Origin of the sequence: Blastopirellula retiformator (assembly GCF_007859755.1) — a bacterium.
Taxonomy (GTDB): domain Bacteria; phylum Planctomycetota; class Planctomycetia; order Pirellulales; family Pirellulaceae; genus Blastopirellula; species Blastopirellula retiformator.
On sequence record NZ_SJPF01000003.1, the window covers coordinates 678,738 to 703,696 of the forward strand.

At 58.2% G+C, this 24,959-nt stretch carries 28 protein-coding genes; all 28 read left to right on the forward strand.

Features of this window, described 5'->3' with window-relative positions:
- The first annotated feature begins 40 nt into the window (after positions 1–40).
- The gene (gene rplJ, locus Enr8_RS14545) at positions 41–562 is read left to right on the forward strand and encodes a 50S ribosomal protein L10 (protein ID WP_146432736.1); all 522 of its coding nucleotides are present in this window, start codon (positions 41–43) and stop codon (positions 560–562) included.
- Between the two features lie 122 nt (positions 563–684).
- Complete coding sequence (rplL, locus tag Enr8_RS14550) at positions 685–1,092, forward strand: 50S ribosomal protein L7/L12 (RefSeq protein ID WP_146432738.1); 408 nt, start codon at positions 685–687, stop codon at positions 1,090–1,092.
- A gap of 394 nt (positions 1,093–1,486) precedes the next feature.
- Positions 1,487–5,230, forward strand: a complete 3,744-nt coding sequence (gene rpoB, locus Enr8_RS14555) for a DNA-directed RNA polymerase subunit beta (protein ID WP_146432740.1) — start codon at positions 1,487–1,489, stop codon at positions 5,228–5,230.
- A 97-nt stretch (positions 5,231–5,327) separates the two neighbouring features.
- Positions 5,328–9,749, forward strand: coding sequence for a DNA-directed RNA polymerase subunit beta' (gene rpoC, locus Enr8_RS14560; protein WP_146432742.1), 4,422 nt, complete (start codon positions 5,328–5,330; stop codon positions 9,747–9,749).
- 310 nt (positions 9,750–10,059) lie between these two features.
- Positions 10,060–10,428 (forward strand): 30S ribosomal protein S12, encoded by a 369-nt coding sequence (gene rpsL / locus Enr8_RS14565; RefSeq protein WP_002655479.1) that lies wholly within the window; start codon positions 10,060–10,062, stop codon positions 10,426–10,428.
- 37 nt (positions 10,429–10,465) lie between these two features.
- Complete coding sequence (gene rpsG, locus Enr8_RS14570) at positions 10,466–10,936, forward strand: 30S ribosomal protein S7 (RefSeq protein WP_146432744.1); 471 nt, start codon at positions 10,466–10,468, stop codon at positions 10,934–10,936.
- 301 nt (positions 10,937–11,237) lie between these two features.
- Positions 11,238–13,319 (forward strand): elongation factor G, encoded by a 2,082-nt coding sequence (gene fusA, locus Enr8_RS14575; RefSeq protein WP_146432746.1) that lies wholly within the window; start codon positions 11,238–11,240, stop codon positions 13,317–13,319.
- Positions 13,320–13,569: 250 nt separating this feature from the next.
- The gene (rpsJ, locus tag Enr8_RS14580; protein WP_146432748.1) at positions 13,570–13,887 is read left to right on the forward strand and encodes a 30S ribosomal protein S10; all 318 of its coding nucleotides are present in this window, start codon (positions 13,570–13,572) and stop codon (positions 13,885–13,887) included.
- Positions 13,888–14,042: 155 nt separating this feature from the next.
- Positions 14,043–14,696, forward strand: coding sequence for a 50S ribosomal protein L3 (gene rplC / locus Enr8_RS14585; protein ID WP_246120110.1), 654 nt, complete (start codon positions 14,043–14,045; stop codon positions 14,694–14,696).
- Positions 14,697–14,763: 67 nt separating this feature from the next.
- Entirely contained in the window at positions 14,764–15,411 is a 648-nt protein-coding gene (gene rplD, locus Enr8_RS14590; protein WP_146432752.1) for a 50S ribosomal protein L4, read from the forward strand.
- Positions 15,412–15,459: 48 nt separating this feature from the next.
- The gene (gene rplW, locus Enr8_RS14595; RefSeq protein ID WP_146432754.1) at positions 15,460–15,771 is read left to right on the forward strand and encodes a 50S ribosomal protein L23; all 312 of its coding nucleotides are present in this window, start codon (positions 15,460–15,462) and stop codon (positions 15,769–15,771) included.
- 62 nt (positions 15,772–15,833) lie between these two features.
- Entirely contained in the window at positions 15,834–16,694 is an 861-nt protein-coding gene (gene rplB, locus Enr8_RS14600; RefSeq protein WP_146432756.1) for a 50S ribosomal protein L2, read from the forward strand.
- Positions 16,695–16,746: 52 nt separating this feature from the next.
- Positions 16,747–17,019, forward strand: a complete 273-nt coding sequence (rpsS, locus tag Enr8_RS14605; RefSeq protein WP_146432758.1) for a 30S ribosomal protein S19 — start codon at positions 16,747–16,749, stop codon at positions 17,017–17,019.
- 52 nt (positions 17,020–17,071) lie between these two features.
- The gene (gene rplV / locus Enr8_RS14610) at positions 17,072–17,425 is read left to right on the forward strand and encodes a 50S ribosomal protein L22 (RefSeq protein ID WP_146432760.1); all 354 of its coding nucleotides are present in this window, start codon (positions 17,072–17,074) and stop codon (positions 17,423–17,425) included.
- 40 nt (positions 17,426–17,465) lie between these two features.
- On the forward strand, positions 17,466–18,188 hold the full coding sequence (gene rpsC, locus Enr8_RS14615; RefSeq protein ID WP_146432762.1) for a 30S ribosomal protein S3: 723 nt from the start codon (positions 17,466–17,468) through the stop codon (positions 18,186–18,188).
- Positions 18,136–18,567 (forward strand): 50S ribosomal protein L16, encoded by a 432-nt coding sequence (rplP, locus tag Enr8_RS14620; protein ID WP_261342468.1) that lies wholly within the window; start codon positions 18,136–18,138, stop codon positions 18,565–18,567. The genes rpsC and rplP overlap by 53 nt, the downstream gene beginning before the upstream one ends.
- A 51-nt stretch (positions 18,568–18,618) precedes the next feature.
- A complete protein-coding gene (gene rpmC, locus Enr8_RS14625; RefSeq protein WP_146432767.1) occupies positions 18,619–18,825 on the forward strand; it encodes a 50S ribosomal protein L29 in 207 nt (68 codons plus the stop codon).
- A gap of 39 nt (positions 18,826–18,864) precedes the next feature.
- On the forward strand, positions 18,865–19,176 hold the full coding sequence (gene rpsQ / locus Enr8_RS14630; RefSeq protein WP_146432770.1) for a 30S ribosomal protein S17: 312 nt from the start codon (positions 18,865–18,867) through the stop codon (positions 19,174–19,176).
- A 45-nt stretch (positions 19,177–19,221) separates the two neighbouring features.
- Entirely contained in the window at positions 19,222–19,590 is a 369-nt protein-coding gene (rplN, locus tag Enr8_RS14635; RefSeq protein WP_146432773.1) for a 50S ribosomal protein L14, read from the forward strand.
- Positions 19,590–19,955, forward strand: coding sequence for a 50S ribosomal protein L24 (gene rplX / locus Enr8_RS14640; RefSeq protein ID WP_146432774.1), 366 nt, complete (start codon positions 19,590–19,592; stop codon positions 19,953–19,955). Before rplN ends, rplX begins: the two co-directional genes overlap by 1 nt.
- A gap of 93 nt (positions 19,956–20,048) precedes the next feature.
- Positions 20,049–20,639, forward strand: a complete 591-nt coding sequence (gene rplE, locus Enr8_RS14645; protein WP_146432775.1) for a 50S ribosomal protein L5 — start codon at positions 20,049–20,051, stop codon at positions 20,637–20,639.
- Between the two features lie 48 nt (positions 20,640–20,687).
- Entirely contained in the window at positions 20,688–20,873 is a 186-nt protein-coding gene (locus tag Enr8_RS14650; RefSeq protein ID WP_002655461.1) for a type Z 30S ribosomal protein S14, read from the forward strand.
- Between the two features lie 16 nt (positions 20,874–20,889).
- Positions 20,890–21,285: a 30S ribosomal protein S8 gene (gene rpsH, locus Enr8_RS14655; RefSeq protein WP_146432777.1), complete on the forward strand. Its 396-nt coding sequence runs from the start codon at positions 20,890–20,892 to the stop codon at positions 21,283–21,285.
- Positions 21,286–21,370: 85 nt separating this feature from the next.
- Positions 21,371–21,916, forward strand: a complete 546-nt coding sequence (rplF, locus tag Enr8_RS14660; protein WP_146432779.1) for a 50S ribosomal protein L6 — start codon at positions 21,371–21,373, stop codon at positions 21,914–21,916.
- 63 nt (positions 21,917–21,979) lie between these two features.
- A complete protein-coding gene (gene rplR, locus Enr8_RS14665; protein WP_146432782.1) occupies positions 21,980–22,345 on the forward strand; it encodes a 50S ribosomal protein L18 in 366 nt (121 codons plus the stop codon).
- 59 nt (positions 22,346–22,404) lie between these two features.
- On the forward strand, positions 22,405–22,911 hold the full coding sequence (gene rpsE / locus Enr8_RS14670; protein ID WP_146432784.1) for a 30S ribosomal protein S5: 507 nt from the start codon (positions 22,405–22,407) through the stop codon (positions 22,909–22,911).
- The gene (rplO, locus tag Enr8_RS14675; RefSeq protein WP_146432786.1) at positions 22,911–23,408 is read left to right on the forward strand and encodes a 50S ribosomal protein L15; all 498 of its coding nucleotides are present in this window, start codon (positions 22,911–22,913) and stop codon (positions 23,406–23,408) included. Before rpsE ends, rplO begins: the two co-directional genes overlap by 1 nt.
- Positions 23,409–23,528: 120 nt before the next feature.
- Positions 23,529–24,899 (forward strand): preprotein translocase subunit SecY, encoded by a 1,371-nt coding sequence (secY, locus tag Enr8_RS14680; protein WP_146432788.1) that lies wholly within the window; start codon positions 23,529–23,531, stop codon positions 24,897–24,899.
- Positions 24,900–24,959 lie beyond the last annotated feature (60 nt).

The window sequence follows — 24,959 nt, forward strand, 5'->3', positions numbered from 1 at the left end:
CGTCCGCCGGGTGGTGGACCTCACTTAAAGCAGAACAGTCATGAGCAAATTCGTAAAAGAGTTGTTGACGAAAGAGATTTCCAATCGTCTTGACGGCGTGTCGGATCTCTTGGTGGTCGACGTCGCCGGGCTTGACGCCAACAAGACCGTCGAAGTTCGTCGCACCTTTCGCGATCGAAACATCAACATGCTGGTCGTGAAGAAGACCCTGGCCCGTCGTGCTTGCGAAGGCACGTCGCTCGGTCCGGCCTTCACCGACATTGAAGGCAGTGCGGCGGTCGTGTGGGGCGGCGAAGACATCGTCGACCTGGCGAAAGAGATCGTCAAGCTGCACGAAGACAAGAAGATGCCGAAATTCACGGCCAAGGGTGGCGTGATGGACGGCGAGGCTTTGACGGCCGACAAGGTGGTCGAAGTCAGTAAGTGGCCGAACCGCGCCGAGCAGCTGAGCCTGCTGGTGGGTCAGATTCTGGGTCCGGGACGCACCCTGGCCGCTCAGATCAAAGGCCCGGGCGCCAAGCTCGCCAGTCAAGTCAAAAAGCTGGGCGAAGGGGACGAGTAACTCGTCTGAGTCGACCAACTGTCCGCACACGGCTGTTACGCCAAACCCGTTACGAAATAAACAATATAGATTTTTCGCCCAACCGCCGGTTGGGCCCATGTTGAGAAAGGATCGACACGAAGATGTCCGAAGAAACCGCCACGATCGAAATCTCGGAAGAATTGAAGTCCCTGGGCGATCAGATCGCCACGTTGACCCTGAAGCAAGCGGTCGAACTGGGCAACTACCTGAAAGACGCTCACGGCATTGAAGCTGCCGCTGGCGGCGGCGTTGTCATGGCTGGTCCGGCCGGTCCGGCTGATGAAGCTGCCGAAGTACAGACCGAGTTCGACGTCATCATGACCAGCTTCGGCGGCAACAAGATTGCGGTGATCAAGGCCATCCGTGCCATCACCGGCTTGGGCCTGAAGGAAGCCAAGGAAATGACCGAAGGCGTTCCGAGCAAGGTCAAGGAAGGCGTCTCGAAGGAAGATGCCGAAAAGGTCAAGACCGAGCTGACCGATGCGGGCGCCGAAGTCGAAATCAAGTAGTCGATTTTTCGACCACTGATTTTGATTTGACGGAATCCCTGTATTCACTTCGACGTCGCCTACCGTATACTAGGAGGCGACGTCGCGAGGTGTGGTCTTGAATTTAACCGGTTTCTCTACTTTTCTCCTGCGCATGGACGGTTCCCAGGGAGCGGTGCGCGCAGTGAATGGCAGGGAGGGGATCGCTTCCAGGATTGGAATAGCGGTTCTCGCGTGGGCGGCTTACCCAGTGTGGGTATTTTGCCGCCCATCGGCTAGTTCTTGCCCACGCGTGCGTCTTTCACTCCCCCTTTGCTCGCTCGCACGTCTGGCGCCGAGAATTCTTTCTCGCGCCTCGCAGTGCTAGCAGCGCAGTCGTTCGATCTCCGAACTTGCCCAGGAGTAGCAGCGTCCTATGGCTACATCGTACAAGCGACGTCTAGAAACCAAGGAAGTTCGTCGTTTTGGTAGCGGGTCGATTTATATGTCGCCCCCCGATCTCACGACGATTCAAACGCACAGCTATATCAAATTTCTCCAAGAGGAAGCCGATTCCGATTCGAGAGATCCTGATATTGGCATCGAAAGCGTGCTGCGCGAAATCTTCCCGATCCAAAGCTATGACGGCACGGTCCAGTTGGATTACGTTCGTTACGAGCTGGGAAAACCGCGCTATACGCCGCAAGAGTGCAAGCAGCTTCGCTTGACGTATGGTCTTCCCTTCCGCATCTGGCTTCGCCTGAACAAGGAAGAGCCGATCGAAGAAGAAGTCTATCTGGGCGACATGCCGGTCATGTTGGGTGGCGGCGAGTTCATCATTAACGGCGCCGAACGCGTCGTGGTGAGCCAGTTGCACCGTAGCCCGGGCGTCGACTTCGTCGAAGAAGCGGAGGCGACTTCCGATCGTCGCCTGCCGAGCTGCCGCATCATTCCGGAGCGGGGCAGCTGGATCGAGATCAACATCACCAAGAAGGATTCGTTCACGGTCCGCATCGACCAGAGCGGCAAGTTCGCCGCGACGACCTTGTTGCGAGCGATGGATCCGACGCTAAGCGATGACGCCTCGCTGATTCGCGCCTTTTATGAAACGACCACCGTGCAGGTTAAGGATGGTCGCAGCATCACCAAGATCGAAGGCAAAATCGCCGTCGACGATATCGTCTACCCGATCGACAGCGATCGCGGCGGCGAAATCATCGTCGAAGCGGGCCAGAAGATCAGCCGCAACAACGCGGAGCTGATCTGCTCGGTCGGCTTGTCCGACCCGATCGAAGTGATGGACGCTCCAAAGACGCCGATCATCTTCAACACGCTGACCGAAGACAACACCTCGAGCCATGAAGAAGCGTTGCTTCGCATCTACCAACGTCTGCGTCCGGGCAACCCGCCGCAGCTGGAAAAGGCGAAAACGCTGTTCGACGAAAAGTTTTACGACGACAACCGGTACCGTCTGGGCCGCGTTGGTCGTTTCCGGATGAACCGCAAGCTCGGGATCGAAGTCAATGAAGGGGAGCAAACCCTGCGTCCGAGCGACTTGATCAACTCGATCAAGTACGTGATGTCGATTCTCGAAGGAGACGGCACGGCTCGCAAAGACGACATCGACCACCTCGGTAACCGCCGTCTGCGGACCATCGATGAGCTGGCGTGCGACGAACTCCGCAAGGGTTTCCTGAAGCTTCGCCGTACCGTCCAGGAACGGATGAGCCTGAAGGACGCCGAGGACATGACGCCTCGCAACCTGATCAACCCGAAGTCGATTTCGGCGGCGATCGAATACTTCTTCGGCCGCGGCGAACTGTCGCAGGTCGTCGACCAGACCAACCCGCTGTCGATGCTGACGCACGAACGTCGTCTGTCGGCTCTCGGCCCGGGCGGTTTGAATCGTAAGCGTGCCGGCTTCGAGGTTCGCGACGTTCACATCTCGCACTACGGCCGCATCTGCCCGATTGAAACGCCGGAAGGTACGAACATCGGTCTGATCTCGAGCTTGGCGATTTACTCGGCGGTCGACGAATACGGCTTCCTGATTACGCCCTACCGCAAGATCGAGAACGGCAAGATTGGATCGGAAATCGTCTGGCTGCGTGCCGACGAGGAATCGGACGCCTTCGTTGCGCCGGCCGATACGCCGACTGACGCCGCCGGAACGCTGCTGGGCGACTTGATCATCGCTCGTTATCGCTCTGACTTTGAAATGGTCGATCCGAAGACCGTTCAGTACATCGACGTGGCGCCGTGCCAGATGGTCGGCGTCTCGGCCAGCTTGATTCCGTTCCTGGAACACGACGACGCGAACCGCGCACTCATGGGCTCCAACATGCAGCGGCAAGCCGTGCCGCTGTTGATCGCCGAACCGCCGATCGTCGGTACCGGTTTGGAAACGGAAGTCGCTCGCAACTCGAGCATGATGATCCGGGCCAAGCGGGCTGGCGTCATCGAGTACGTCGACGCCGAACAGATCATCGTCAAGACGACCGAGGGCCGGACTGACAAGTACACGTTGCGTAAGTTCGTCGGTCTCAACGAACGGACCTGCTTGAACCAGACGCCGATCATCAAGATGGGTCAAGAGGTTGAGGTTGGTACCGTGCTTGCGGACGGCGCCGCGACCCACAACGGCCAGTTGGCTTTGGGTCGTAACGTGCTGGTCGGCTTCATGTCGTTCGACGGTTACAACTACGAAGACGCGATCATCCTCAGCGAAGAACTGGTGAAGCAGGACGTTTATACGTCGCTGCACATCGAAGAGTTCGACGTCGAGATTCGCGAAACCAAACTTGGCCGCGAAGACTTCACTCGCGATATTCCCAACGTCAGCGAAAAGATGCTTCGCAACTTGGACGAAGGGGGCGTGGTTCAGGTCGGCACGTACGTCAAACCGGGCGATATCCTGGTTGGTAAGGTCTCGCCGAAGTCGAAGACCGAACTTACGCCGGAAGAAAAGCTGCTGCACGCGATCTTCGGTCGCGCTGGTGAAGACGTCAAGAACGACTCGCTGGAAGTTCCCTCGGGTATCGAAGGGATCGTGATCCACACCGAGAAGTTCGCTCGCCGGATGAGCCTGTCGGACGACGAACGCAAGGCCTTCGAGAAGCGTCTGAAGGATGTCGAAACCGAAGGGAACGAGAAGATCTCGGCCGCGTTCGCGGACATGGTCGCCGAGTTCGAGAAGATCCTCGGCAAGACCCTGACGGACGACGACGGTACGCCGCTGACCCAGGATCAAGATCCGAAGTTCGTCGCCGAGCAAGCGCAGCAGTTCCGCCTGAAGAAGATCACCGAGCATCTGCGCAGCGATGAGCGGATCCAACAGATTCGCGAAGTCTACGCCACCAACTGGCCGATGGTCGAAGCGGCTCTGGACGTTCGCGATCGCCAGCTCAACAGCATGAAGCGGGGTGACGAACTTCGCAGCGGCGTGTTGCAGATGGTCAAGGTTTACATCGCGACCAAGCGTTGCATTTCGGTCGGCGACAAAATGGCCGGTCGCCACGGTAACAAGGGTGTGATCGCGAAGATCCTGCCGGTCGAAGACATGCCGTTTTTGCCCGATGGTACGCCGATCCAGATCATGCTCAATCCGCTGGGCGTGCCTAGCCGTATGAACGTCGGTCAGATTCTCGAGACGCACTTGGGTTGGGCGGGCGCCAAGCTCGGCTTCCAGTCGATCACGCCGGTGTTCGACGGCGCCTCGGAAGAGGACATCAACAACTGTTTGGAAGAAGCGGGGCTTCCGCGGCACGGCAAGATTCGTCTGAAGGACGGCCGCACCGGGGAACTGATGCACCAAGAGACCACGGTCGGCTACATCTACATGTTGAAGCTGCACCACTTGGTCGACGACAAGGTGCATGCCCGCAGCACGGGTCCTTACTCGCTCATTACCCAGCAGCCGCTGGGCGGCAAGGCTCGCTTCGGCGGTCAGCGTTTCGGGGAAATGGAAGTGTGGGCGCTCGAAGCGTACGGCGCCGCGTACATCCTCCAGGAACTGCTCACCGTCAAGAGCGACGACGTCGAAGGGCGAACGAAGATTTACGAAGCGATGGTCAAGGGAGAAAACACGCTGGAAGCCGGCACGCCCGCCAGCTTCGACGTGTTGACCAACGAAATTCGTGGTCTCGGTTTGAACATGCAGCTTGAAAAGCGTCGCATGTAATGACGTCCGGTCGTAGGCCGCTGCAAAATGCCGCAGCGGCCTCCCCCCTGAATTATTCAGCGCCGCTTGCGGCGATCACATGAAGGAGCACAGGCACATGAGCATTCTCGAAGGCTCGTATGACCGGATTAACGACTACACCGCGGTAAAGATCAGCCTGGCGCGGCCGCACGACATCCGCAGCTGGTCTTTCGGCGAAGTAAAGAAGCCGGAAACGATCAACTACCGCACCTACCGTCCCGAAAAGGACGGCCTGTTCTGCGAGCGCATCTTTGGTCCGGAAAAGGACTGGGAATGCTCTTGCGGCAAGTACCGCGGTATGAAATACAAAGGGATGATCTGCGATCGCTGCGGCGTGAAAATCACGCACAGTCGCGTGCGTCGCAAGCGGATGGGCCATATCGAACTGGCCGCCCCGATCGTCCATATCTGGTTCTTCAAGGCGATGCCGAGCCGACTGGGTAACCTGTTGGCGATGAAGACCTCGAGCCTGGAAAAGGTGATCTACTTCCAGGACTACGTCGTCATCGATCCGGGCACGACCGAGCTGGCCAAGTTCCAGACGCTGACTGAAGAAGAATACCGTCAGGCTCGCGAGCAGTACGGCGAAGGTTCGTTCGACGCGGACATGGGCGCCGAGGCGGTCCGTAAGCTGCTGGGTTCGCTCGACCTGGTTCAGCTGTCGATCGATCTTCGCAAGGAGATGCAGGAGACCGGGTCGAAGCAAAAGAAGAAGGACCTGACCAACCGCCTGAAGATCGTCGAATCGATCCGCGACAGCGACAACAAGCCGGAGTGGATGGTGCTGGACGTGATTCCGGTCATTCCGCCCGACCTGCGTCCGCTCGTTCTGCTCGACTCGGGCAACTTCGCCACGAGCGACTTGAACGACCTCTATCGCCGCATCATCAACCGCAACAACCGTCTGCGGAAGCTGGTCGATCTGAACGCGCCGGAAGTCATCATTCGCAACGAAAAGCGGATGTTGCAGCAATCGGTCGACGCGTTGTTCGACAACAACCGTTGTAAGCGTCCGGTGCTGGGCAGCAGCAATCGCCCGCTGAAGTCGCTGACCGACATGATCAAGGGTAAGCAGGGGCGTTTCCGCGAAAACCTGCTTGGCAAACGCGTCGACTACTCGGCTCGTAGTGTGATCGTGGTTGGTCCGCGGATGAAGTTGCATCAATGCGGCCTGCCGAAGAAGATCGCCCTGGAGCTGTACCAACCGTTCATTATCCGCAAGCTGAAAGTGCTCGGTCACGCCGACACGATCAAGAGCGCCAAGAAGATGCTCGAGCGGAAGGACGAAGAAGTCTGGGACATCTTGGAATCGGTGATCCAGAATCACCCGGTGATGCTCAACCGCGCTCCGACGCTCCACCGCATGGGTATCCAGGCGTTCGAGCCGACCCTGGTCGAAGGTAACGCGATTCACCTCCATCCGCTGGTCTGCAAAGGCTTCAACGCCGACTTCGACGGCGACCAGATGGCGGTGCACTTGCCGCTGTCGATCGAAGCTCAGGTTGAAGCGCACACGCTGATGTTGTCGACCAACAACATTTTCGCGCCATCCAACGGCAAGCCGATCATGAGCCCGTCGCAAGACGTGGTTATGGGTTGCAACTTCATCACGATTTCGCTCCCCAATCGTCCGGGCGAAGGGATGTCGTTTACGTCGACCGACGAAGCCGACTACGCCTTCAGTCAAGGCGTCATCGATCTGCACGCCAAGATCAAGGTGCGTCTGCCGGAAGGTCAGAAGCTGAAGTCGGAAGAGGAAGACGTGAAGCAGGGGAGCCTGGTCGAAACGACCTTCGGCCGCATCCTGTTCAACTCGATGCTTCCCAACGGCATGGACTTCTACAACCACTCGCTCGGATCGAGCGAACTGTCGAAGGTCATTTCGGACTGCTACCAGCGTCTGGGCCGTCGTGCGACGATCGAACTGCTCGACGATATGAACCAGCTCGGTTTCCGCGAATCGACCCGCAGCGGTCTGTCGTTCGCCACCGACGACCTGGTGACGCCGGACACGAAGCCGAAAATTATCGGCGAAGCCGAAAAGAAGGCGCTGAAGTTTAAGAAGCAATACGATCGCGGCATCATCACCGACAAAGAGCGGAAGAATCAGGTGCTCGACGCGTGGACTCACGCTCGGGAACAGATTACCGCCGAGATGATGGAAGTGATGAAGAATGACGACCGCGGCGGTCATGGCTACATCAACCCGGTGTACCTGATGGCCGACTCCGGCGCTCGTGGTGGTACCGAACAGATTCGTCAGCTTTCCGGTATGCGTGGTTTGATGGCCAAGCCGTCCGGCGAAATCATCGAAACCCCGATTAAGTCGAACTTCCGCGAAGGCTTGACGGTGCTCGAGTACTTCTCTTCGACGCACGGCGCCCGTAAGGGTCTGGCCGATACGGCGTTGAAGACGGCCGACTCCGGTTACCTGACGCGTAAGTTGGCCGACGTCGCTCAGAACGTCGTCATCACGATGGACGACTGCGGTACGACTCAAGGCATCACCAAGGGGGTCATCTACCGCGGCGAAAAGGTGGAAGTCGCTTTGGCCGATGCGATCAAGGGTCGCGTCAGCCGCCAAAGCATCGTCAATCCGATTACCGACGAAGTGATCGTTCGCGAAAACGAAATGATCACGCTCGACACCGCTCGCCGGATCGAAAAGCTCGGCCTCGAAAAAATTCAGGTCCGCAGCCCGATGACCTGCGACGCCTTCCTCGGTACCTGTAAAGCTTGTTACGGCATGGACATGTCGTCGGGCTCGATGGTCGAAGAAGGGATGGCGGTCGGCATTATCGCCGCTCAGTCGATTGGTGAACCGGGTACGCAGCTGACGATGCGTACGTTCCACATCGGCGGTGTGGCTGTTACCGACACTGAAGAGCACGAAAAGCGAACCAACCGCGGCGGTTTCGTCCGGTTCACCCGCTTGCGTTTGGCGAAGAACGACGAAGGCAAGAACGTCGTGCTGACCCGCAACGGCGAAATCGCGATCGTTGACGCCAAGGGGCGCGAGATCGAGAACTACCCGGTTCCGACCGGCGCCATCCTCGATGTCGAAGAAGATCAGGAAGTCGCCACCGGCGTCGTCCTTTGCACCTGGAACCCGCATGCGATTCCGATTCTGTCGGAAGTGAGCGGCAAGGTCCGGTACGAGGACATCGTCGAAGGCGAAACGATGCGTCTGGAACGCGATACCAGCGGTACGACGCGTCGCACGATCACCGAACACAAGGGTGATCTCCATCCGCAACTGGTGGTGGAAGACGAAGACGGCAAGCCGCTCGACGTTTACTACATGCCGGAAAAGGCGAACATCGAAGTTGAAGAAGGCCGCGTGATCAAAGCCGGTACGGTGATCGCCAATACGCCCCGCGAATCGGGCGGTATTAAGGACATCACCGGCGGTCTGCCGCGAGTCACCGAAATTTTCGAGGCTCGCAAGCCGAAAGATCCGGCCGTCATGGCCGAAATCGACGGTACCGTCGAACTGCTCAGCGAAAAGAAACGCGGCAAGCGTACGATCATCGTCCGCAACGAAGCTGGCGTCGAACGCGAGCACTTGGTTCCGCACGGTAAACGCTTCCTGGTTCACTCGGGCGACATCGTCCGGGCCGGTCAGTCGTTGATCGATGGGCCGCTGGTTCCGCACGACATCCTGCGGATCTCGGGCGAAGAAGCGGTGCAGCAGTACCTGCTTCACGAGATCCAAGGCGTGTACCGCAGTCAGCGCGTGGAAATCAACGACAAGCATATTGAAATCATCGTCGCTCGCATGCTGCGTAAGGTGATGGTCGATAAGCCGGGCGATACCACGTTGCTGCCGGGGCTGGTGATGGACAAGATCGAGTTCCGCCTGGCGAACGATCATCTGTCGAAGTGCCTGAAGGTGAGCGACCCGGGCGACAGCCAGCAGTTCAGCGAAGGCATGATCGTGCCGAAGGACGCGTTGGAGCAAGAGAACGCCCAGATCGAAGCTCTTGGCGGCAAGCCTGCTAAGGGATCGAAGCCGAAACCGGCGACCGCGTCGACGCAGTTGCTCGGGATCACGAAGGCGGCCGTTCAAAGCTCCAGCTTTATCTCGGCGGCGAGCTTCCAGGAAACGACGAAGGTGCTGACCGAAGCCGCTCTGGCGGGCAAGGTCGACCACTTGGTCGGTCTGAAGGAAAACGTCATCCTGGGTCACTTGATCCCGGCTGGTACCGGTTTCCGCAGCTTCCAGGACGCCGAAGTTCGCATCAACCCGGAAGCGTTGGCCGAAATGGCTCAGAACTTCCGTCGCGAACAGACCCGCGAAGAAAGCTTCCCGCTGCTGATGGACGAAGGCAACAGCGGCGGCGCCGCTCCGTCGGCCCTCGAAAATCTGCTGGGCGGCGGCCCCGAAATGCCGTCCCCCTCGCCACAGCCGGGACCGACCTCGCCCGAGCCGACGATCTTTGATCCGTCGCCGGAGATGGGTGGCGGCAGTGGTGGTGAAGAAGACCTGGACGGCTGACCGGCCGCTTTCAGTTCGCCACAAGAAAATAAGTGCGAATCGCCGCGAAATGGCGATTCGCCAGATGAAGACAAGCAAGCAGGGGTGACCGCACGTCGCGTTTACCCAATTTGCCAATCAGTAAAGATTTGCAGCGACGGCGGTGTTGCCGGAATTCTCTTCCGAACCGACCGCCATTACCGCCGCGTTTCTCTATTTGACCGGTTCGCCGAAGCGATTACCGCTTGACAGTCGCTCTCGATCCGGTATTTTGATTGGTTTCCACTGCACTCAATTGCTCCAATAGTAGCAGCAGCCATACGGACTTTCGATGCCTACGATTAACCAGTTGATTCGGCGACCGCGTAAGAAGAAGCGCAAGTTCTCGAAGTCGCCGGTCCTTGAAAAGTGCCCGCAGAAGCGCGGCGTTTGCCTCCAGGTTCGTACCATGACGCCGAAGAAGCCGAACTCGGCTCTTCGTAAGATTTGCCGCGTTCGTCTGTCGAACGGCAAAGAAGTCACCGTGTACATTCCGGGCGAAGGCCATAGCCTGCAGGAACACTCGATCGTGCTGGTTCGCGGCGGTCGTGTTCGCGACTTGCCGGGCGTTCGCTATCAAGTCGTCCGCGGTTCGCTCGACGCCCTGGGCGTGAACGGCCGTAAGCAGTCTCGCAGCCGTTACGGCGCTAAGAAGAGCTAACGCTCCGCATACTCGAACAAACGCTTAGGAAAGAAACATGGCCCGGATTACCGCCAGCCGCGATACCTTGAAGCCCGATCCGCGATACGGATCGCTGCTGGTTAGCAAATTCATCAACTGCCTGATGTACGACGGCAAGAAGACCGTCGCGCAGAACGTCTTCTATGACGCCCTTGACGAACTGAAAAAGAAGTTGCCGGAAGTCGAGCCGTTGGACGCCTTCACCCAGGCGATCGAAAACGTCAAGCCGCATATCGAAGTCCGCTCGAAGCGCGTCGGTGGCGCCGCTTATCAGGTGCCGATGCAGGTCAACCGCACCCGTCAGCAATCGCTGGCCATTCGCTGGTTGCTGTTTGCCGTCCGCGACAAGAAGGGGCGTCCGACGCACCTGAAGTTGGCCGACGAGCTGTACGCCGCCTACAATCGCGAAGGCGCCGCGGTCACTCGCCGCGAAAACGTCCACCGCATGGCCGACGCGAACAAGGCGTTCGCTCACTTTGCCTGGTAGTCGCGACCAAAACAAAGAAAACCGCACCGATCTATGTCGGTGCGGTTTTTTTATGCGCTCTCCACTGTCTCCGCGTGTCCAGCTTCATTGGTAGGTTGGTGGCAGCGCAGCGAAACCCAACAATGCGTCCGCAAGTTCAGCGTTGCTGCGACGCGGATGATGCTGTTTGGAGCAATCCGCCCGGTCACGCGTGCTCTATTCTCCTTGCGGCATTTGGTCGCGCAGTGGGGTAGCCGCTGACGGCGACGAAGTTGAGAATAACCGATTACCTAAGATCCGGGTTGGTCAGAGATTTCGAGACATGAACCGCAAGCTAGAGACAATTCGAAACATCGGGGTGATCGCCCACATCGACGCCGGCAAGACGACGGTGACCGAGCGGATGCTCTATTACTCCGGCACGTCGCATCGCGTCGGCGCGGTCGATAAGGGAACGACTGAGACCGACTTTGACGAAGAAGAGCGCGAACGCGGCATCACGATCTATTCGGCGTGCGTGACGTTCCACTGGCGCAATCACGTCGTCAACCTGATCGATACGCCTGGCCACGTCGACTTTACGGCCGAGGTTGAGCGTTGCCTGCGGGTGCTCGACGGCGGCGTCGTCGTCTTCAGCGCTCGCGAAGGGGTTGAGGCGCAAAGTGAAACCGTTTGGCGACAGGCGAATCGCTACAAGGTTCCGCGAATCGCGTTCATCAACAAGATGGACCGTGAAGGCGCCAACTTCGAAGGGACGCTCGACGAAATTCGCAATCGTCTGAAAGCGAACCCGGTTGCGATCCAGATCCCGATCGGCGCTGGTCCGCCCCACCTGGCCGAAGCGTTCCGCGGCATCATCGATCTGGTCGAGATGAAGCAGCTCACCTTCGACAACGAAGTCTCGCCTCCGGCGATAAAGCTGTCCGACATTGCGGAAGACCAGCTCCAGCGGGCCCAGGAGTGGCGAGAAAAGATGCTCGAGCCGCTTTATGATCTCAGCGAAGAGTTGATGGAGCTGAGCCTGGCCGAAGAGCCGATTCCGGCCGATCTGATTCGCAGCGTATTGCGTCAGGCGACCCTCTCGCACCAAATTCAGCCGGTGTTGTGCGGTTCGGCCCTCGATGGAATCGGGGTGCAGCCGGTGCTCGACGGCGTGACCTACTACCTGCCGAGCCCGCAAGACGTGCCGCCGGTCGAAGGAACCAATCCCACCAAGAAAGACGCGAAAGAAACGCGTTCGCCTGATCCGGACGAGCCGTTCTGCGGACTCGTGTTTAAGATCTTGCCTGCCAAGCATGGCGACATGACATGGGTGCGGGTTTACTCGGGCATGCTCAAGCAGAACTCGCGTCTGCTGAATCCGGGTCAAGAGATCAAAGAGAACTGCGCCCAGCTGTGGCACATCCAGGCGTCTCGCAAAGACCAGGTCGAATCAGTCGGCGCAGGGGACATTGTCGGCGTGATTGGCCTGCGTCATTCGGTCACCGGCGACACGCTCTGCGATACGAAAGCCCCGATTTTGCTCGAGTCAATCGAGTTTCCGGAAACGGTCATCTCGATGGCGATCGAGCCGGAATCGTCGGCCGAAAAGGACAAGCTGGCCGATACGCTGGAGATGATGAAGCGCCAGGACCCGACGTTCCGGGCGACCGAAAGCAAGGACACCGGGCAGACCGTGATCAGCGGAATGGGGGAATTGCACCTCGAGGTGATTCGCCACAAGCTGCTGCGAGATTTCAAGCTCGACGTGAAGGTCCACAAACCGCGGGTCAGTTATCGCGAAACGGTCGGCGGCTCGGCGAAAGTCACCGGCGAATGTCACCGGGTGGTCGGCGGCCAGCAGCTGTTCGCGAAGCTGACGATTCAGCTGGAACATGTCGATAATCCGGCGCAACCGGTTGTCGTGATGACGAAATGCCCCCCCGATAAGGTTCCTTTCTCGCTGATCGAAGCGGCGATGGAAGAGCTGCAACAGCGGGGCGCTGGCGGCGGCGTGATCGGCGGATTTCCGCTGGGGGACATCAAAATCACGATTCTGGACGCGGAAATCGCCGAAGTCGGCTCCAACGACACCGCATTTGCGATTGCGGCGGGAGACGCCTTTGAAAAGGCGATGCGAGCGGCCAAGCCGGTGCTGCTTGAGCCGATTATGAAGCTGCAAATCGTCACGCCGGAGGATCATCTCGGCGATTTCGTCGGGGATATCATGAAACGCCGAGGGGAAATCGCGAAAACGGAAACCCGCAACGGCGAAGCCCTGATCGACGCCCACGCTCCGCTGGCCGAATTGTTCGGATATTCGAGCGCGATGCGTAGTTTGAGCCAGGGGCGAGCCAGTTCTTCGATGGAGCCGCTGAAATACGCGGCGGCTCCGCAGGAAGTGGCGAATACGTTTTTGATGTGATTTTAGGCGGCTTCGACCGGTTTTGAGTGGGCTATGGCGGTCGCTAGCGACGAGATTTCCCCACTGGCGATGCGGTATTTCGGAATTCGAACGAAATTCAACCCCAATTTTCGCGCGGCCCATTGACGACTGGCTTTGCAATTTCTAAGATTGGCGGTTTCCCAGTTACTTGCTGGGGTCCACAAAGAGAGATTCACTCGGCTGAGACGCCAAATCTGGCCGAGCTTTTTGCAGCGAAGGAAACGGTTCCGTGCCCCAAGAAGTTATTCGCATTCGGATGGAAGCCTACGACCACTCGATCCTCGATCAGAGTGCTCTGGAAATCGTAGATACCGCCAAGCGAACGCATTCGGAGGTTCACGGCCCGATTCCGTTGCCGACCCGTATTGAGCGCTACACCGTGCTCTCGGGCCCGCACGTTGACAAGAAGGCTCGTCAGCAGTTTGAGATTCGCACGCACAAGCGTCTGATCGACATTGTGCAGGCGACCGCCAAGACGATTGAAGCTTTGAATAAGCTGAATCTGCCGGCGGGCGTTGATATTAAGATCAAGGCGACCTCGCGATAGTCGCGGCGGTTCCCATTCCTAGTTTTACCCGGATGTATCTGCATGGCTGGAAGCCTCTCGGGTAATCGGCCGTCCGGTCGATCCTGGTAGGCAAAGCGACAGACCACACAGAGATACGAGAAATGACAAAAGGCATACTCGGCCGCAAGGTCGGGATGACCCAGGTTTTTGACGAATCTGGCAACGTCGTCCCGGTTACGGTCATCGAAGCAGGTCCGTGTCACGTGCTCCAGCTGAAAACGCAGGAGCGCGATGGCTACGAAGCAGTGCAGTTGGGTTTTGGTGATAAGCCCCGCCGCCTGGCCAGTCGTAGCGAACGTGGTCAAGTCGCTCCTCTTTCCAGCAAGCGCGCCAAGAAGCTCGCCGCCGCCGGCGTCGAAGCTGCGGCCAAGCCCGATTGCGAACCGAAGAAGTTTGTCCGTGAGCTTCGTGGTTCGGTCGAAGGCTTTGAGCTGGGCCAAGAAGTCAAGGTCGGCGTTCTGGCCGATGTGAAGGCGGTTGATATCGTCGGCACTAGCAAGGGTCGCGGTTATGCGGGCGTGATGAAACGTCACAACTTCGCCGGTCAGCGTGCTACCCACGGCGTGAAGAAGGTTCACCGTCATACCGGCGGTACCGGTTGCTCCGCCTACCCGAGTCGGACGTTCAAAGGTTTGCGGATGTCGGGTCAGTATGGCGCCGCCAAGGTCACGCAGCGGAACGTCAAGGTTGTGAAAGTGGACGAAGAAAACAACCTGATTCTCGTCTACGGCGCTGCTCCTGGTCCGAACGGCGGTTATGTCGTCGTCAAAGCAACGAACATGGTTTAAGTTTCCGGTCCGGCAGCTAGGTTAGTTGGCCGCCGCGATTGAGCGAAACCCGAAAGAGTCACGAGTCATGCCAAGTTTGCCAATTTTTGATACCGCTGGCAAAGAAGTCGGTAAGTACGACATCGAGTCGACGGACATCGCCCCGCGCATCAGCAAGCAGTTGCTGCACGACGCGGTCGTCATGTACCAGGCGAACCTGCGTCAAGGTACGCACCGCTCGAAGACCCGCGGCGAAGTCGCCGGTTCGACGAAGAAGATGTATCGACAGAAGGGTACCGGTAACGCTCGTGCTGGTCACAAGCGTAGCGGCGTCCGTCGTGGCGGTGGTCACATCCACGCCAAGCGTCCTCGCGATTACTCGTATCGTTTGAATCGTAAGGCGTTGCAGTTGGCGACCCGCATGGCTTTCGCCTCGAAGATCCAAAGCGGCAGCGTCGTCGTTCTGAACGAATTTGCCCTGTCCGAAGTGAAGACGAAGCAGGTTGCCGACACGCTGAAGGCCTTGAAGGTCTACGGCGGATCGACCCTGATCACGATCCCCGCTTTGGACGAAAAGGTCTACAAGAGCGCCCGCAACATCGAAAAGGTGACGGTCAGCCCGGTTTCGGAGTTGAACGCCCTGAAGATCTTGACGCCGAAGCGCTTGGTCATCACCAAGTCCGCGTTGGATGCGATCAAGGAAAAGGCCGCCCAGGCGAAAGCCGCGAAGGCGTAACTTTAGTCACACGCAACGAATTAGCTTCGTTATCACGTAGAGGCCGCAATGGCTACGACCACGAACAACTCGAAACTGACGCTGGACCCGCATCAGGTCCTCGTTCGTCCGCTCGTCACCGAAAAGGGTGTGCAGCGCTCGAGCGAAAATAATCAGTACGCCTTTGAAGTTAGCCCGCAGGCGACCAAAGAAGACATCAAGCAAGCGGTTGAAACCTTGTTTGAAGTGAAGGTCGCTAAGGTCAACACGCAAACGCGTAAGGGAAAAACTCGCCGGTACCGTTTTCGTACCGGCATGACGAAGGCCTGGAAGAAGGCTTTGGTGACGTTGGACTCGGAACACCGCATCGACTTCTTCTAAACCGGATCAATCACGAGCGACATGGCGCGGCAGCGCCTGATCAGCCTGAGAGATAAAAGACAATGGGAATTCGCAAATACAAGCCGACCTCCGCTGGGCGCCGTAACGCCACGGTCAGCGACTTCGCCGAACTGACGAAGGGCGCTCAGCCGGAAAAGAGCCTGCTTCGTAGGATCACGAAGACCGGCGGTCGCAATAACCAAGGTAAGATCACCGCCCGTCACCGCGGCGGCGGCCACAAGCGTCGCTATCGCGTGATCGACTTCCGTCGGTCCAAGGACGGAGTAGCGGCCAAGGTCGATTCGATCCAATACGATCCGAATCGTTCGGCCCGGATCGCCTTGTTGCACTACGCCGATGGCGAAAAGCGTTACATCATCGCTCCCGATGGCCTGAAAGCGGGCCAAACGGTCATGAGCGGCCCTGACGCTCCGCCGACGGTCGGCAACTGCCTACCGCTGAACAAAATTCCGGCTGGCACAGCCGTTCACAATATTGAACTGGCTCCGGGTAGCGGCGGCACGTTCTGCCGAAGCGCCGGTTCCAGCGCCACCTTGATGGCGTACGAAGCGGATTGGGCTCAGCTCGCTTTGCCCAGCGGCGAAATTCGTCGCGTCGCTTCTACTTGCCGCGCCACCATTGGCAAGACCAGCAATCCCGAGCACGAAAAGGTCGTTCTCGGAAAAGCGGGTCGTAAGCGTTGGCTTGGTCGTCGTCCGCACGTTCGTGGTACCGCCATGAACCCGGTTGATCACCCGCACGGTGGTGGTGAAGGTCGAACCAAGGGCGGTCGCCATCCGGTTACGCCGCAAGGTAAGCCGACCAAGGGCGGCCATACGCGTCACAAGAAGAAGGCTTCGAATAAGGCGATTATTCGTCGCCGTCGTTCCCGTCGGTATGGCGTCTTGAAACTGATCAAGTAAGCAAGCCGTCGTGCAGATTGCGAAAGCAGATATCGCCTAGCGAGACCTACAAATGAGTCGATCCCAGAAAAAAGGCCCGTACGTCGAACCGAAGCTGTACTACAAAGTGCAGAAGATGGAAGAGACTGGCCGCAAAGACCCGATCAAGACCTGGGCCCGCGCCTGCACCATCGTGCCGGAGTTCATTGGGCACACGTTCATGGTCCATAACGGCAAAGCGCACCTAAAGGTGTATGTGAGCGAAGATATGGTTGGTCACAAGTTGGGCGAGTTCAGCCCGACTCGTACTTTCCGCGGTCACGGCGCCGACAAGAAGAAGAAGTAACAGTAGCCCTGTGCAAGCTTCGCATCAGGCGAAGTTTTATCGGAGAATCGTCATGGCATTTAAAGCATCCCACCGGCTGGCTCGCATCAGCGCCCGCAAGGTGCGTCCGTTGGCGGACTTGGTGCGGGGCAAGTTTGCCGATGAGGCGCTCGACATCCTGCGTTACCAGCCGCATCGCGGCGCCCGAATGCTGGAGAAGGTGATTCAAAGCGCCCTGGGTAACGCTCAGGACGTCAGCCAGAATCGCGGGCAGTCGCTGAAGCAAGACAACTTGATTGTCGCGGAAACCCGCGTCGACGGCGGACCGATCATCAAACGCTTCCGCCCCCGGGCTCGCGGAACCGCTTACCCGATTTTGAAGCGTACCTGTCATATTCACGTCACCTTGGAGGAGATCGAAGTCTAAGCGGTTTCGCCGCTTGGTCGTTCGGCCAGGATATTGACGCATGGGTCAAAAAGTTAATCCGATCGCTTACCGTACTGGCGTGATGCAGGGCTGGAAAAGCCGCTGGTTCGCGTCCAAAAAGGACTATTCGGACCTTCTGCTCGAAGATCAGAAGATCCGCAAGTTCATCGGCGGGCACCCGGATGAAAAAATTCGTCAGAAGTATCGCAACGCCGGTATCGATCGCATCGAGATCGACCGCACCCGCGATGAAGTCAAAGTTACGTTGTTCGTGGCTCGACCTGGTCTGATCATCGGTCAGAAGGGTCAGGAAGTCGAGAAGCTGCAGGAAGAGCTGCAAAACCTCGTCGGCCGCCGGATCAACATGAAGATCGAAGAGATCGGCCGCCCCGAGCTGCGTGCTCAACTGGTTGCGGAAGATATCGCAGATCAGTTGGCGAAGCGTTCGAGCTTCCGCCGCACGATGAAACGTGCGTTGGAATCGACGATGGAAGCCGGCGCCAGGGGCATCAAGGTCCAACTGGCGGGTCGCTTGGGCGGCGCCGAAATGGCGCGTCGCGAGAAGGCGATCGAAGGCTCGATTCCGTTGTCGACGCTCCGTGCGAAGATCGATTACGGCTTCACCGAAGCGAAAACGGCGCAGGGCCACATTGGGGTCCAGGTTTGGATAAACAACGGTTTTTACGAAGGGGATGATTCCGATGTCGCGAATGCCGCGGAGGGTCAAGTACCGAAAAAGTCAAAGAAGACGTATAAGAGGTAACGCCACCCGCGGTAACAAGGTGGTGCTCGGCGAATTCGGTCTTCAATCGACGCAAGCGGGTTATATCAAAGCCGCGACGATCGAAGCCGGTCGTATCGCCGCCCAGCAATATGTCCGCGGTATCGGTCGCCTGTTTATTCGTATGTTCCCGCAGAAGTCGGTAACCTCTCGTCCCCTCGAAACCCGGATGGGTAAAGGTAAGGGCGAAGTTGATTACTGGGCGGCTGTCGTGAAGCCTGGCACGGTTCTTTACGAACTGTCGGGCGTGACTGAAGAGCAGGCTCGTATTTGCCTGGCTCGTGTGGCTCACAAGATGCCGGTCCGTTGCCGCTTTGTGCGGAAGCGTCCTGACCTGGTAACCACTGCTGAGTCGAAATAGTAAACGCCGCGAAGGCGGAATTAGGCTCTAGCTAACGTCAGAGATTGAACGATGAACGCGAACGAACTGCGGGAAATGAGCGATGACCAACTGGTTGCGACCTTGAAGGACGCGGCCGAGTCGATCTTCCGCTTGAAGATGCAGGCTCAGACCGAACGCCTGGACGCTCCGACCGAGCTCCGTCGTCGCCGCCGCCTGATCGCCCGCATTAAAACGATTCAAAACGAACGAGCTCGCGCCGCCGCGTCGGCCAGCTAACGCTCGGTTCGTCAACCACTCAGCTTCGGAATAGATACGATGCCCAAGAAAGTTTTGGTCGGCAAAGTGACCAGCGACAAGATGGATAAGACGCGCCGCGTCGAAATCACTCGTCGTCTTCGTCACCCGTTGTACGGCAAGTACTACTCCCGCCGCATGGTTTGCCACGTTCACGACGAAAACAATGAGTCGGGACTGGGCGACCTGGTCGAGATTATCGAGAGCCGACCGCTGTCCAAGACGAAGCGTTGGGCGCTCGTTCGTATCGTTGAAAAGAGCCGCGAAGTCGACGTCGCCGCCCTGAAGGCCGCTCGCGAACAAGCTGCCGAAAACCTGGCGACCGAATCGTAAGGCAAGTCTCCCGCCAACAATTGCGGGTAGTAGGACGAAACAGTCATGATCCAACAAGAAACCAGACTTTCTGTCGCTGACAACACGGGCGCCAAGGAAGTGATGTGCATCAAGGTTCTGGGCGGTACGCGTAAGCGGACGGCCGGACTCGGCGACGTCATCATTTGCTCGGTCAAAGAAGTGATTGCCGGCGCCGACGTTAAGAAAAAGGCGGTCGTGCGTGCCGTGATCGTTCGCGTCAAAAAGCCGACGCGTCGCGCTGACGGCAGCTATATCCGTTTCGACAGCAACGCCGTGGTGATCGTCGATAAGGACGGCAACCCTCGCGGTACCCGCATCTTCGGCGCTGTCGCTCGCGAACTGCGAGAAAAGAAGTTCATGCGAATCGTCAGCTTGGCCAACGAGGTGCTGTAATGCTTATCAAGGTAAATGACCGCGTTGAGATCATCGCTGGCGAATACCGCTCGAAGCCCGCTCAAGGGGCCGACAAAGTGGTCCAAGGCAAAGTGTTGAAGGTCATTCCGTCGGCCGGCAAAGTGGTCGTCGAAGGCGTCAATAAAATGTACAAGCACGTGAAGCCGTCGCAACGCAACCCGCAAGGCGGTCGTCTGGTTCGCGAAGCTCCGATTCAGATGTCGAACGTCATGTACGTCTGCAGCGCCTGCGGCAAGCGTACCCGTTTGGGCGCCAAAACGCTCGATAGCGGCGTGAAGGTTCGCGTTTGCAAGAAGTGCAACGCCGACCAGGGCGAAATCGCCCCGGCCCGCAAGAGCAACTAGTTCGGTAGCGACGCGTCGCACGAACTGCGGACAGATCGCTAATTTCATCACTGATACATGTGCCTTCGCAACCGCGGAGGGAAAGAGTAAACGATGAAACCCCGTTTACAAGAAAAGTACGAAAACGAAGTGCTGTCGGCCTTGGCCGAAAAGCTCGGTCGTCAAAACCGACTTTCGCTGCCGCGTCTGCAAAAGATCGTCGTCAACATGGGCGTCGGCACCGCAGTTTCGGAAAAGAAGCACGTCGATGAAGCGGTGTCGGCCATGGCCGAATTCACTGGTCAAAAGCCGTTGGTTTGCCGCGCTCGCAAGAGCATCGCGAACTTCCGCCTTCGCGAAGGGATGCCGATTGGCTGCAAGGTCACCTTGCGTCGTCAGCGGATGTACGAATTTCTGGATCGCCTGGTCAGCCTGGCGCTTCCGCAGGTTCGCGACTTTCGCGGCATCAGCCCGAAATGCTTCGATGGCAACGGCAACTACACCATGGGCATCAGCGAACAACTGGTGTTCCCGGAATTGAACCCGGACAAATACACGCGTCCGCAGGGTATGGACGTCACCTTCGTCTGCTCGACGAAGGCCGATGCCGAATCCTTGGAGCTGCTAACGCTCCTGGGCCTTCCGTTCTCGAAAGACGCGAAGCGTAAAGTCAAAAAGAAGTCGAAGGCGCCTGGGCGTCGCTAAAACTTCCGAAACGAACAAGATACTTTTTATCCACACAGGTAAAGTACCGTGGCGAGCAAATCCAAAATCGCGAAAGCGAAGCGGGAGCCGAAGTTCTCCTCGCGCAGCGAACGGCGTTGCAATCTGTGCGGCCGGCCGCGCGCCGTCTATCGCAAGTTTGGGGTCTGCCGTATTTGCATCCGCAAGTTGGCTGACCGCGGCTTGATTCCTGGACTACGCAAGGCGAGCTGGTAAAGGGGAACCATAGACGATGATGACTGACCCGATCGCCGACATGCTGACCCGCATCCGCAACGCGGTACGCGTGGAACATCCGCACGTCGAGATGCCCGCTTCCAAAGTCAAACAAGGCGTTGCCGACGTGCTGAAGCGCGAAGGCTACATCTGGGACTGGGAAGTGGTTGAATCCGAACCCGCCAACCAAATTCGGTTGGAGCTGAAGTACGGCCCCAATGGCGAACGCGTGATCCAAACGATCCGTCGCGTGAGCAAACCGGGACGCCGAATTTACAGCAAGGGCCGTGACTTGGCTCCGGTTCTGGATGGCCTCGGCATTAGCGTGATTAGCACCAGCCAAGGCGTTATTAGCGATCGCGAAGCCCGACAAAAGAACGTCGGCGGCGAAGTTTTGTGTGAAGTTTGGTAAGCGATTCGCGAACCGGTACACGCTCAAATCAGACCAGGCCCGTCGCCCTGACGCGGCCCACTGACGAAACAGGATTATCCATCCGATGTCACGACTCGGCAAAAAACCCGTTGCGATTCCGGAGAAAGTGACCATCTCGGTCGCTGACCGCGTAATCAACGTTGAAGGTCCGCTGGGCAAGCTCTCCTACGAGCACCGCCCGGAAGTGTCCGTTACCGTCAATTCCGACGCCAATGAAGTGGTCGTCGCAGCTGAAGGCGATACGCGCGAATCGAAGGCCTTTCATGGTCTGACCCGCGCCCTGGTCGCCAACATGCTGGAAGGGGTCTCGAAAGGCTACGAAAAGCGTCTCGAGATCGTGGGCGTCGGTTACCTGGCGGCCATTGCCGGCGACGTCCTGCAGATGCGGGTCGGCTACGCCAACGAGATTCACAAGAAGATCCCGTCGGATCTCGACGTCAGCTGCCCCGATCAAACCCACGTGGTGATCAAGGGTATCGACAAGCAGCGCGTTGGTCAGTTCGCCGCCGAATGCCGCTCGGCCCGCAAGCCGGAGCCGTACAAGGGCAAGGGCGTTCGCTACCAGGGCGAACAGGTCAAGTTGAAGCCTGGTAAGGCCGCATCCAAGTAAGTAACGCGTTAATGATCGTATGGCCGCTGCCAAAGCGGAGCCCAGCGAGGAGAGTAGCGTAAAGTGAATCACGAAAAGTTCATCAACAAGCAACGTCTGCGTCGTCGTCGCCACAACCGCAAAAAGGTGCGTGGTACGGCCGAACGTCCCCGCCTGAGCGTCTTCCGCGCCAACGCGAACATCTACTGCCAGGTGATCGACGACGAACGAGGCCTGACGCTGGCGTCGGCGTCGACCCGCGACAAAGAGCTTCGCTCCGACGCTTCCGGCAGCAACTGCGACGCCGCCGCGACCGTCGGCAAGGCGATCGCCGAGCGTGCCAAGGCCGCGGGCGTCACCCAGGTCTGCTTCGATCGCGGACACTTTCGTTACATCGGTCGCCTGGCCGCGCTGGCGGATGCCGCGCGTGAAGGCGGACTCCAGTTCTAAATCATTCAAGATATTGATCGACTCCCCGGCGATTGGGTCGGGGACAAAAGGAGCCAATCGTGGCGAAAGACAATCGACAACGCGGAGACAAGCAAGGCCGTCAAAGCGCCTTTGTGGAAAAGGTCGTGAAGATCAAGCGTTGCTCCGCCGTGGTTAAGGGCGGTCGCCGCTTCAGCTTCGCCGCCATGGTCGTCTGTGGCGACGGCAAGGGCAAAGTCGGCTGCGGCTACGGCAAGGCGAACGAAGTTCCGCCGTCGGTCGAAAAGGCCGTCAAGCAAGCCGAGCGTTCCCTCTCAACGGTGAACGTCGTCAACGGCTCGATTCCGCACAAAGTGATCGGTCGCTATGGCGCCGGCAAAGTGGTTTTGGTTCCGGCTCGTCCGGGTACCGGCATCATCGCGGGCGCTTCGGTCCGCGCCGTCTGCGAAGCGGTCGGTATCCACGACGTTCTGACGAAGAGCTTCGGCTCGACCAACCCGGTCATTCTGGTGAAAGCCACGATCGAAGGTCTGAAGCAGTTGCGCACTCGAGATGACATTCAACGTTTGCGAGGAGTCGCCCTCTAATGGATTTCAACGAAGTTCACAGCGGTATCCAAAAGAACCGCAAACGTAAGCGTATCGGTCGCGGTTCGGGTTCGGGCCACGGGAAGACCTCGGGCCGCGGTCACAAGGGCGCCAAAAGCCGCGCCGGTTACTCGCGCAACCCGATCTTCGAGGGCGGTCGCATGCCGATCGTTCGCCGGGTTCCCAAACGGGGTTTCTTCAACAAGTTCGCCGTCAACGTGGTCGCGATCAACATCGCCGACCTCGAACGCGAATTCGCCGCTGGCGATGAAGTCACGCCGGATACCCTTCGCGCTAAGGGCTTGGCCAAGCGTCGTTATGACGAGCTTAAAGTGCTCGGCGACGGCGACCTGACCAAGAAGCTGACCGTTTCGGCTCATCGTTTCAGCGCCTCGGCGAAAGAAAAGATCGAAGGCGCCGGCGGCTCGTGCGTGATAATCCCGGGCAAAACGCCTGTGGAAGAAAAGAAGAAAGCGGCTCGCGAAGCGAAGAAGTAATCTATCGCCAACCGTAGTTGGTGATCTATACTGCTGTCTTTCATTGCAACTGCCTCGCACGGAACTACGGCGGAAAACATATTTTCCCGATCATGGTTCCGTCGATTTGGATACGGGACCATGTGGGAAAAGATCCGCGTCATTTTCACCGTGCCGGAACTGCGTAAGCGCATTCTGCTGACACTGTTCCTACTGGCGATCTATCGCGTCGGTTGGCAAATCACGCTTCCGATGGTTGACGCCGCCGCGATCGCCCGTCAATCGGCCGAGCAAAACGACACCTTCTCGCAGTTCCTGCAACAGGTCTCGGTCTTCAGCGCCAGCAGTCTGCAGCAGATGACGATCTTCGGTCTGGGGATCATGCCGTACATCTCGGCGTCGATTATCTTCCAGCTACTCGGTACGGTCTACAAGCCGATCGAAGACCTGCAGAAGGAAGGGGAAACCGGCCGCAAGAAGATCAACGAATACACCAGATACGCGACCGTCGTACTCTGTTTGATTCAAAGTTTCGTCTACGTCCGCATGATGCTGCTCCCGGGGGCCGACGGCGACACGATCGTCAACTCCGCATTCTGGGTCAGTCCCGATAATCCAACATTAACGCTCGGCTGGCAATTTGTCGCAGTCATGATCATGACCTGCGGCACCGTCTTCCTGATGTGGCTGGGCGAGCAGATCGACGAATACGGCATTGGCAACGGCATCAGCTTGTTGATCATGGCCGGAATTGTCGCCCAAATGCCGATGGCTGGCCTCGACCTGCTCGAAAACTCCACCCTGCAGCTGACGAACTTCTCGCCGGGCGAGTACGGGCTGGAAACGATCCTCACCTTGGTGGTCCTCTTTGTGCTGGTCGTGGCCGGGGTCGTCTTCATCACCCAGGCACAACGGAAGATCCCGACGCAAAGCGCCAAGCATGTTCGCGGCCGCAAGGTCTACGGCGGCACCAAGCAGTTCCTGCCGCTGCGCATCAATCAGGCGGGCGTCATGCCGATCATTTTCGCCAGCAGCTTGTTGATGTTCCCGCAGATCATCTTCCAGGGGCTGGCCAGCTGGACCGGTCGTTCGATCTTCGACGAACTGGCTCGCAGCTTCGGTCAGGGATCGTCATTCTTGTACAACCTTTTCTACATCGTGATGATCTACTTCTTCTGCTACTTCTGGACGGCGATTACCTTCAATCCGAAGGACGTCTCCGACAACCTGCGTAACTTCGGTTCGTTTATCCCAGGCTATCGCCCCGGTCGCCGAACCGCCGAATATTTGGAAAAAGTGATGGTTCGCATCACCTATGTGGGAGCCAGCTTCCTGGTGGTGATTGCGATTATTCCTACGCTTATCTCTTCCGGTATGGGCGTCAGTCCGATGATCGCCAGTTTCTACGGCGGTACGGGCCTGTTGATTGCGGTCAGCGTCGCGTTCGATCTGGTTCAAAAGATTGACAGCCACCTGGTGATGAGAAACTATAAGGGCTTGTTGGAAGCGTAGTTTTGGGGAGTCCGGCCTGGCCCGCTCCCCGCTTGCTGACTCCTTCCTAGTACGCCGCGC

What these genes read in the sequence shown, in the direction of transcription:
- rplJ (WP_146432736.1), top strand. Translation starts at nt 41, where the DNA reads ATGAGCAAATTCGTAAAAGAGTTGTTGACGAAAGAGATTTCCAATCGT.
- rplL (WP_146432738.1), top strand. Translation starts at nt 685, where the DNA reads ATGTCCGAAGAAACCGCCACGATCGAAATCTCGGAAGAATTGAAGTCC.
- rpoB (WP_146432740.1), top strand. Translation starts at nt 1,487, where the DNA reads ATGGCTACATCGTACAAGCGACGTCTAGAAACCAAGGAAGTTCGTCGT.
- rpoC (WP_146432742.1), top strand. Translation starts at nt 5,328, where the DNA reads ATGAGCATTCTCGAAGGCTCGTATGACCGGATTAACGACTACACCGCG.
- rpsL (WP_002655479.1), top strand. Translation starts at nt 10,060, where the DNA reads ATGCCTACGATTAACCAGTTGATTCGGCGACCGCGTAAGAAGAAGCGC.
- rpsG (WP_146432744.1), top strand. Translation starts at nt 10,466, where the DNA reads ATGGCCCGGATTACCGCCAGCCGCGATACCTTGAAGCCCGATCCGCGA.
- fusA (WP_146432746.1), top strand. Translation starts at nt 11,238, where the DNA reads ATGAACCGCAAGCTAGAGACAATTCGAAACATCGGGGTGATCGCCCAC.
- rplC (WP_246120110.1), top strand. Translation starts at nt 14,043, where the DNA reads ATGACCCAGGTTTTTGACGAATCTGGCAACGTCGTCCCGGTTACGGTC.
- rplD (WP_146432752.1), top strand. Translation starts at nt 14,764, where the DNA reads ATGCCAAGTTTGCCAATTTTTGATACCGCTGGCAAAGAAGTCGGTAAG.
- rplW (WP_146432754.1), top strand. Translation starts at nt 15,460, where the DNA reads ATGGCTACGACCACGAACAACTCGAAACTGACGCTGGACCCGCATCAG.
- rplB (WP_146432756.1), top strand. Translation starts at nt 15,834, where the DNA reads ATGGGAATTCGCAAATACAAGCCGACCTCCGCTGGGCGCCGTAACGCC.
- rpsS (WP_146432758.1), top strand. Translation starts at nt 16,747, where the DNA reads ATGAGTCGATCCCAGAAAAAAGGCCCGTACGTCGAACCGAAGCTGTAC.
- rplV (WP_146432760.1), top strand. Translation starts at nt 17,072, where the DNA reads ATGGCATTTAAAGCATCCCACCGGCTGGCTCGCATCAGCGCCCGCAAG.
- rpsC (WP_146432762.1), top strand. Translation starts at nt 17,466, where the DNA reads ATGGGTCAAAAAGTTAATCCGATCGCTTACCGTACTGGCGTGATGCAG.
- rplP (WP_261342468.1), top strand. Translation starts at nt 18,136, where the DNA reads ATGCCGCGGAGGGTCAAGTACCGAAAAAGTCAAAGAAGACGTATAAGA.
- rpmC (WP_146432767.1), top strand. Translation starts at nt 18,619, where the DNA reads ATGAACGCGAACGAACTGCGGGAAATGAGCGATGACCAACTGGTTGCG.
- rpsQ (WP_146432770.1), top strand. Translation starts at nt 18,865, where the DNA reads ATGCCCAAGAAAGTTTTGGTCGGCAAAGTGACCAGCGACAAGATGGAT.
- rplN (WP_146432773.1), top strand. Translation starts at nt 19,222, where the DNA reads ATGATCCAACAAGAAACCAGACTTTCTGTCGCTGACAACACGGGCGCC.
- rplX (WP_146432774.1), top strand. Translation starts at nt 19,590, where the DNA reads ATGCTTATCAAGGTAAATGACCGCGTTGAGATCATCGCTGGCGAATAC.
- rplE (WP_146432775.1), top strand. Translation starts at nt 20,049, where the DNA reads ATGAAACCCCGTTTACAAGAAAAGTACGAAAACGAAGTGCTGTCGGCC.
- rpsH (WP_146432777.1), top strand. Translation starts at nt 20,890, where the DNA reads ATGATGACTGACCCGATCGCCGACATGCTGACCCGCATCCGCAACGCG.
- rplF (WP_146432779.1), top strand. Translation starts at nt 21,371, where the DNA reads ATGTCACGACTCGGCAAAAAACCCGTTGCGATTCCGGAGAAAGTGACC.
- rplO (WP_146432786.1), top strand. Translation starts at nt 22,911, where the DNA reads ATGGATTTCAACGAAGTTCACAGCGGTATCCAAAAGAACCGCAAACGT.
- secY (WP_146432788.1), top strand. Translation starts at nt 23,529, where the DNA reads ATGTGGGAAAAGATCCGCGTCATTTTCACCGTGCCGGAACTGCGTAAG.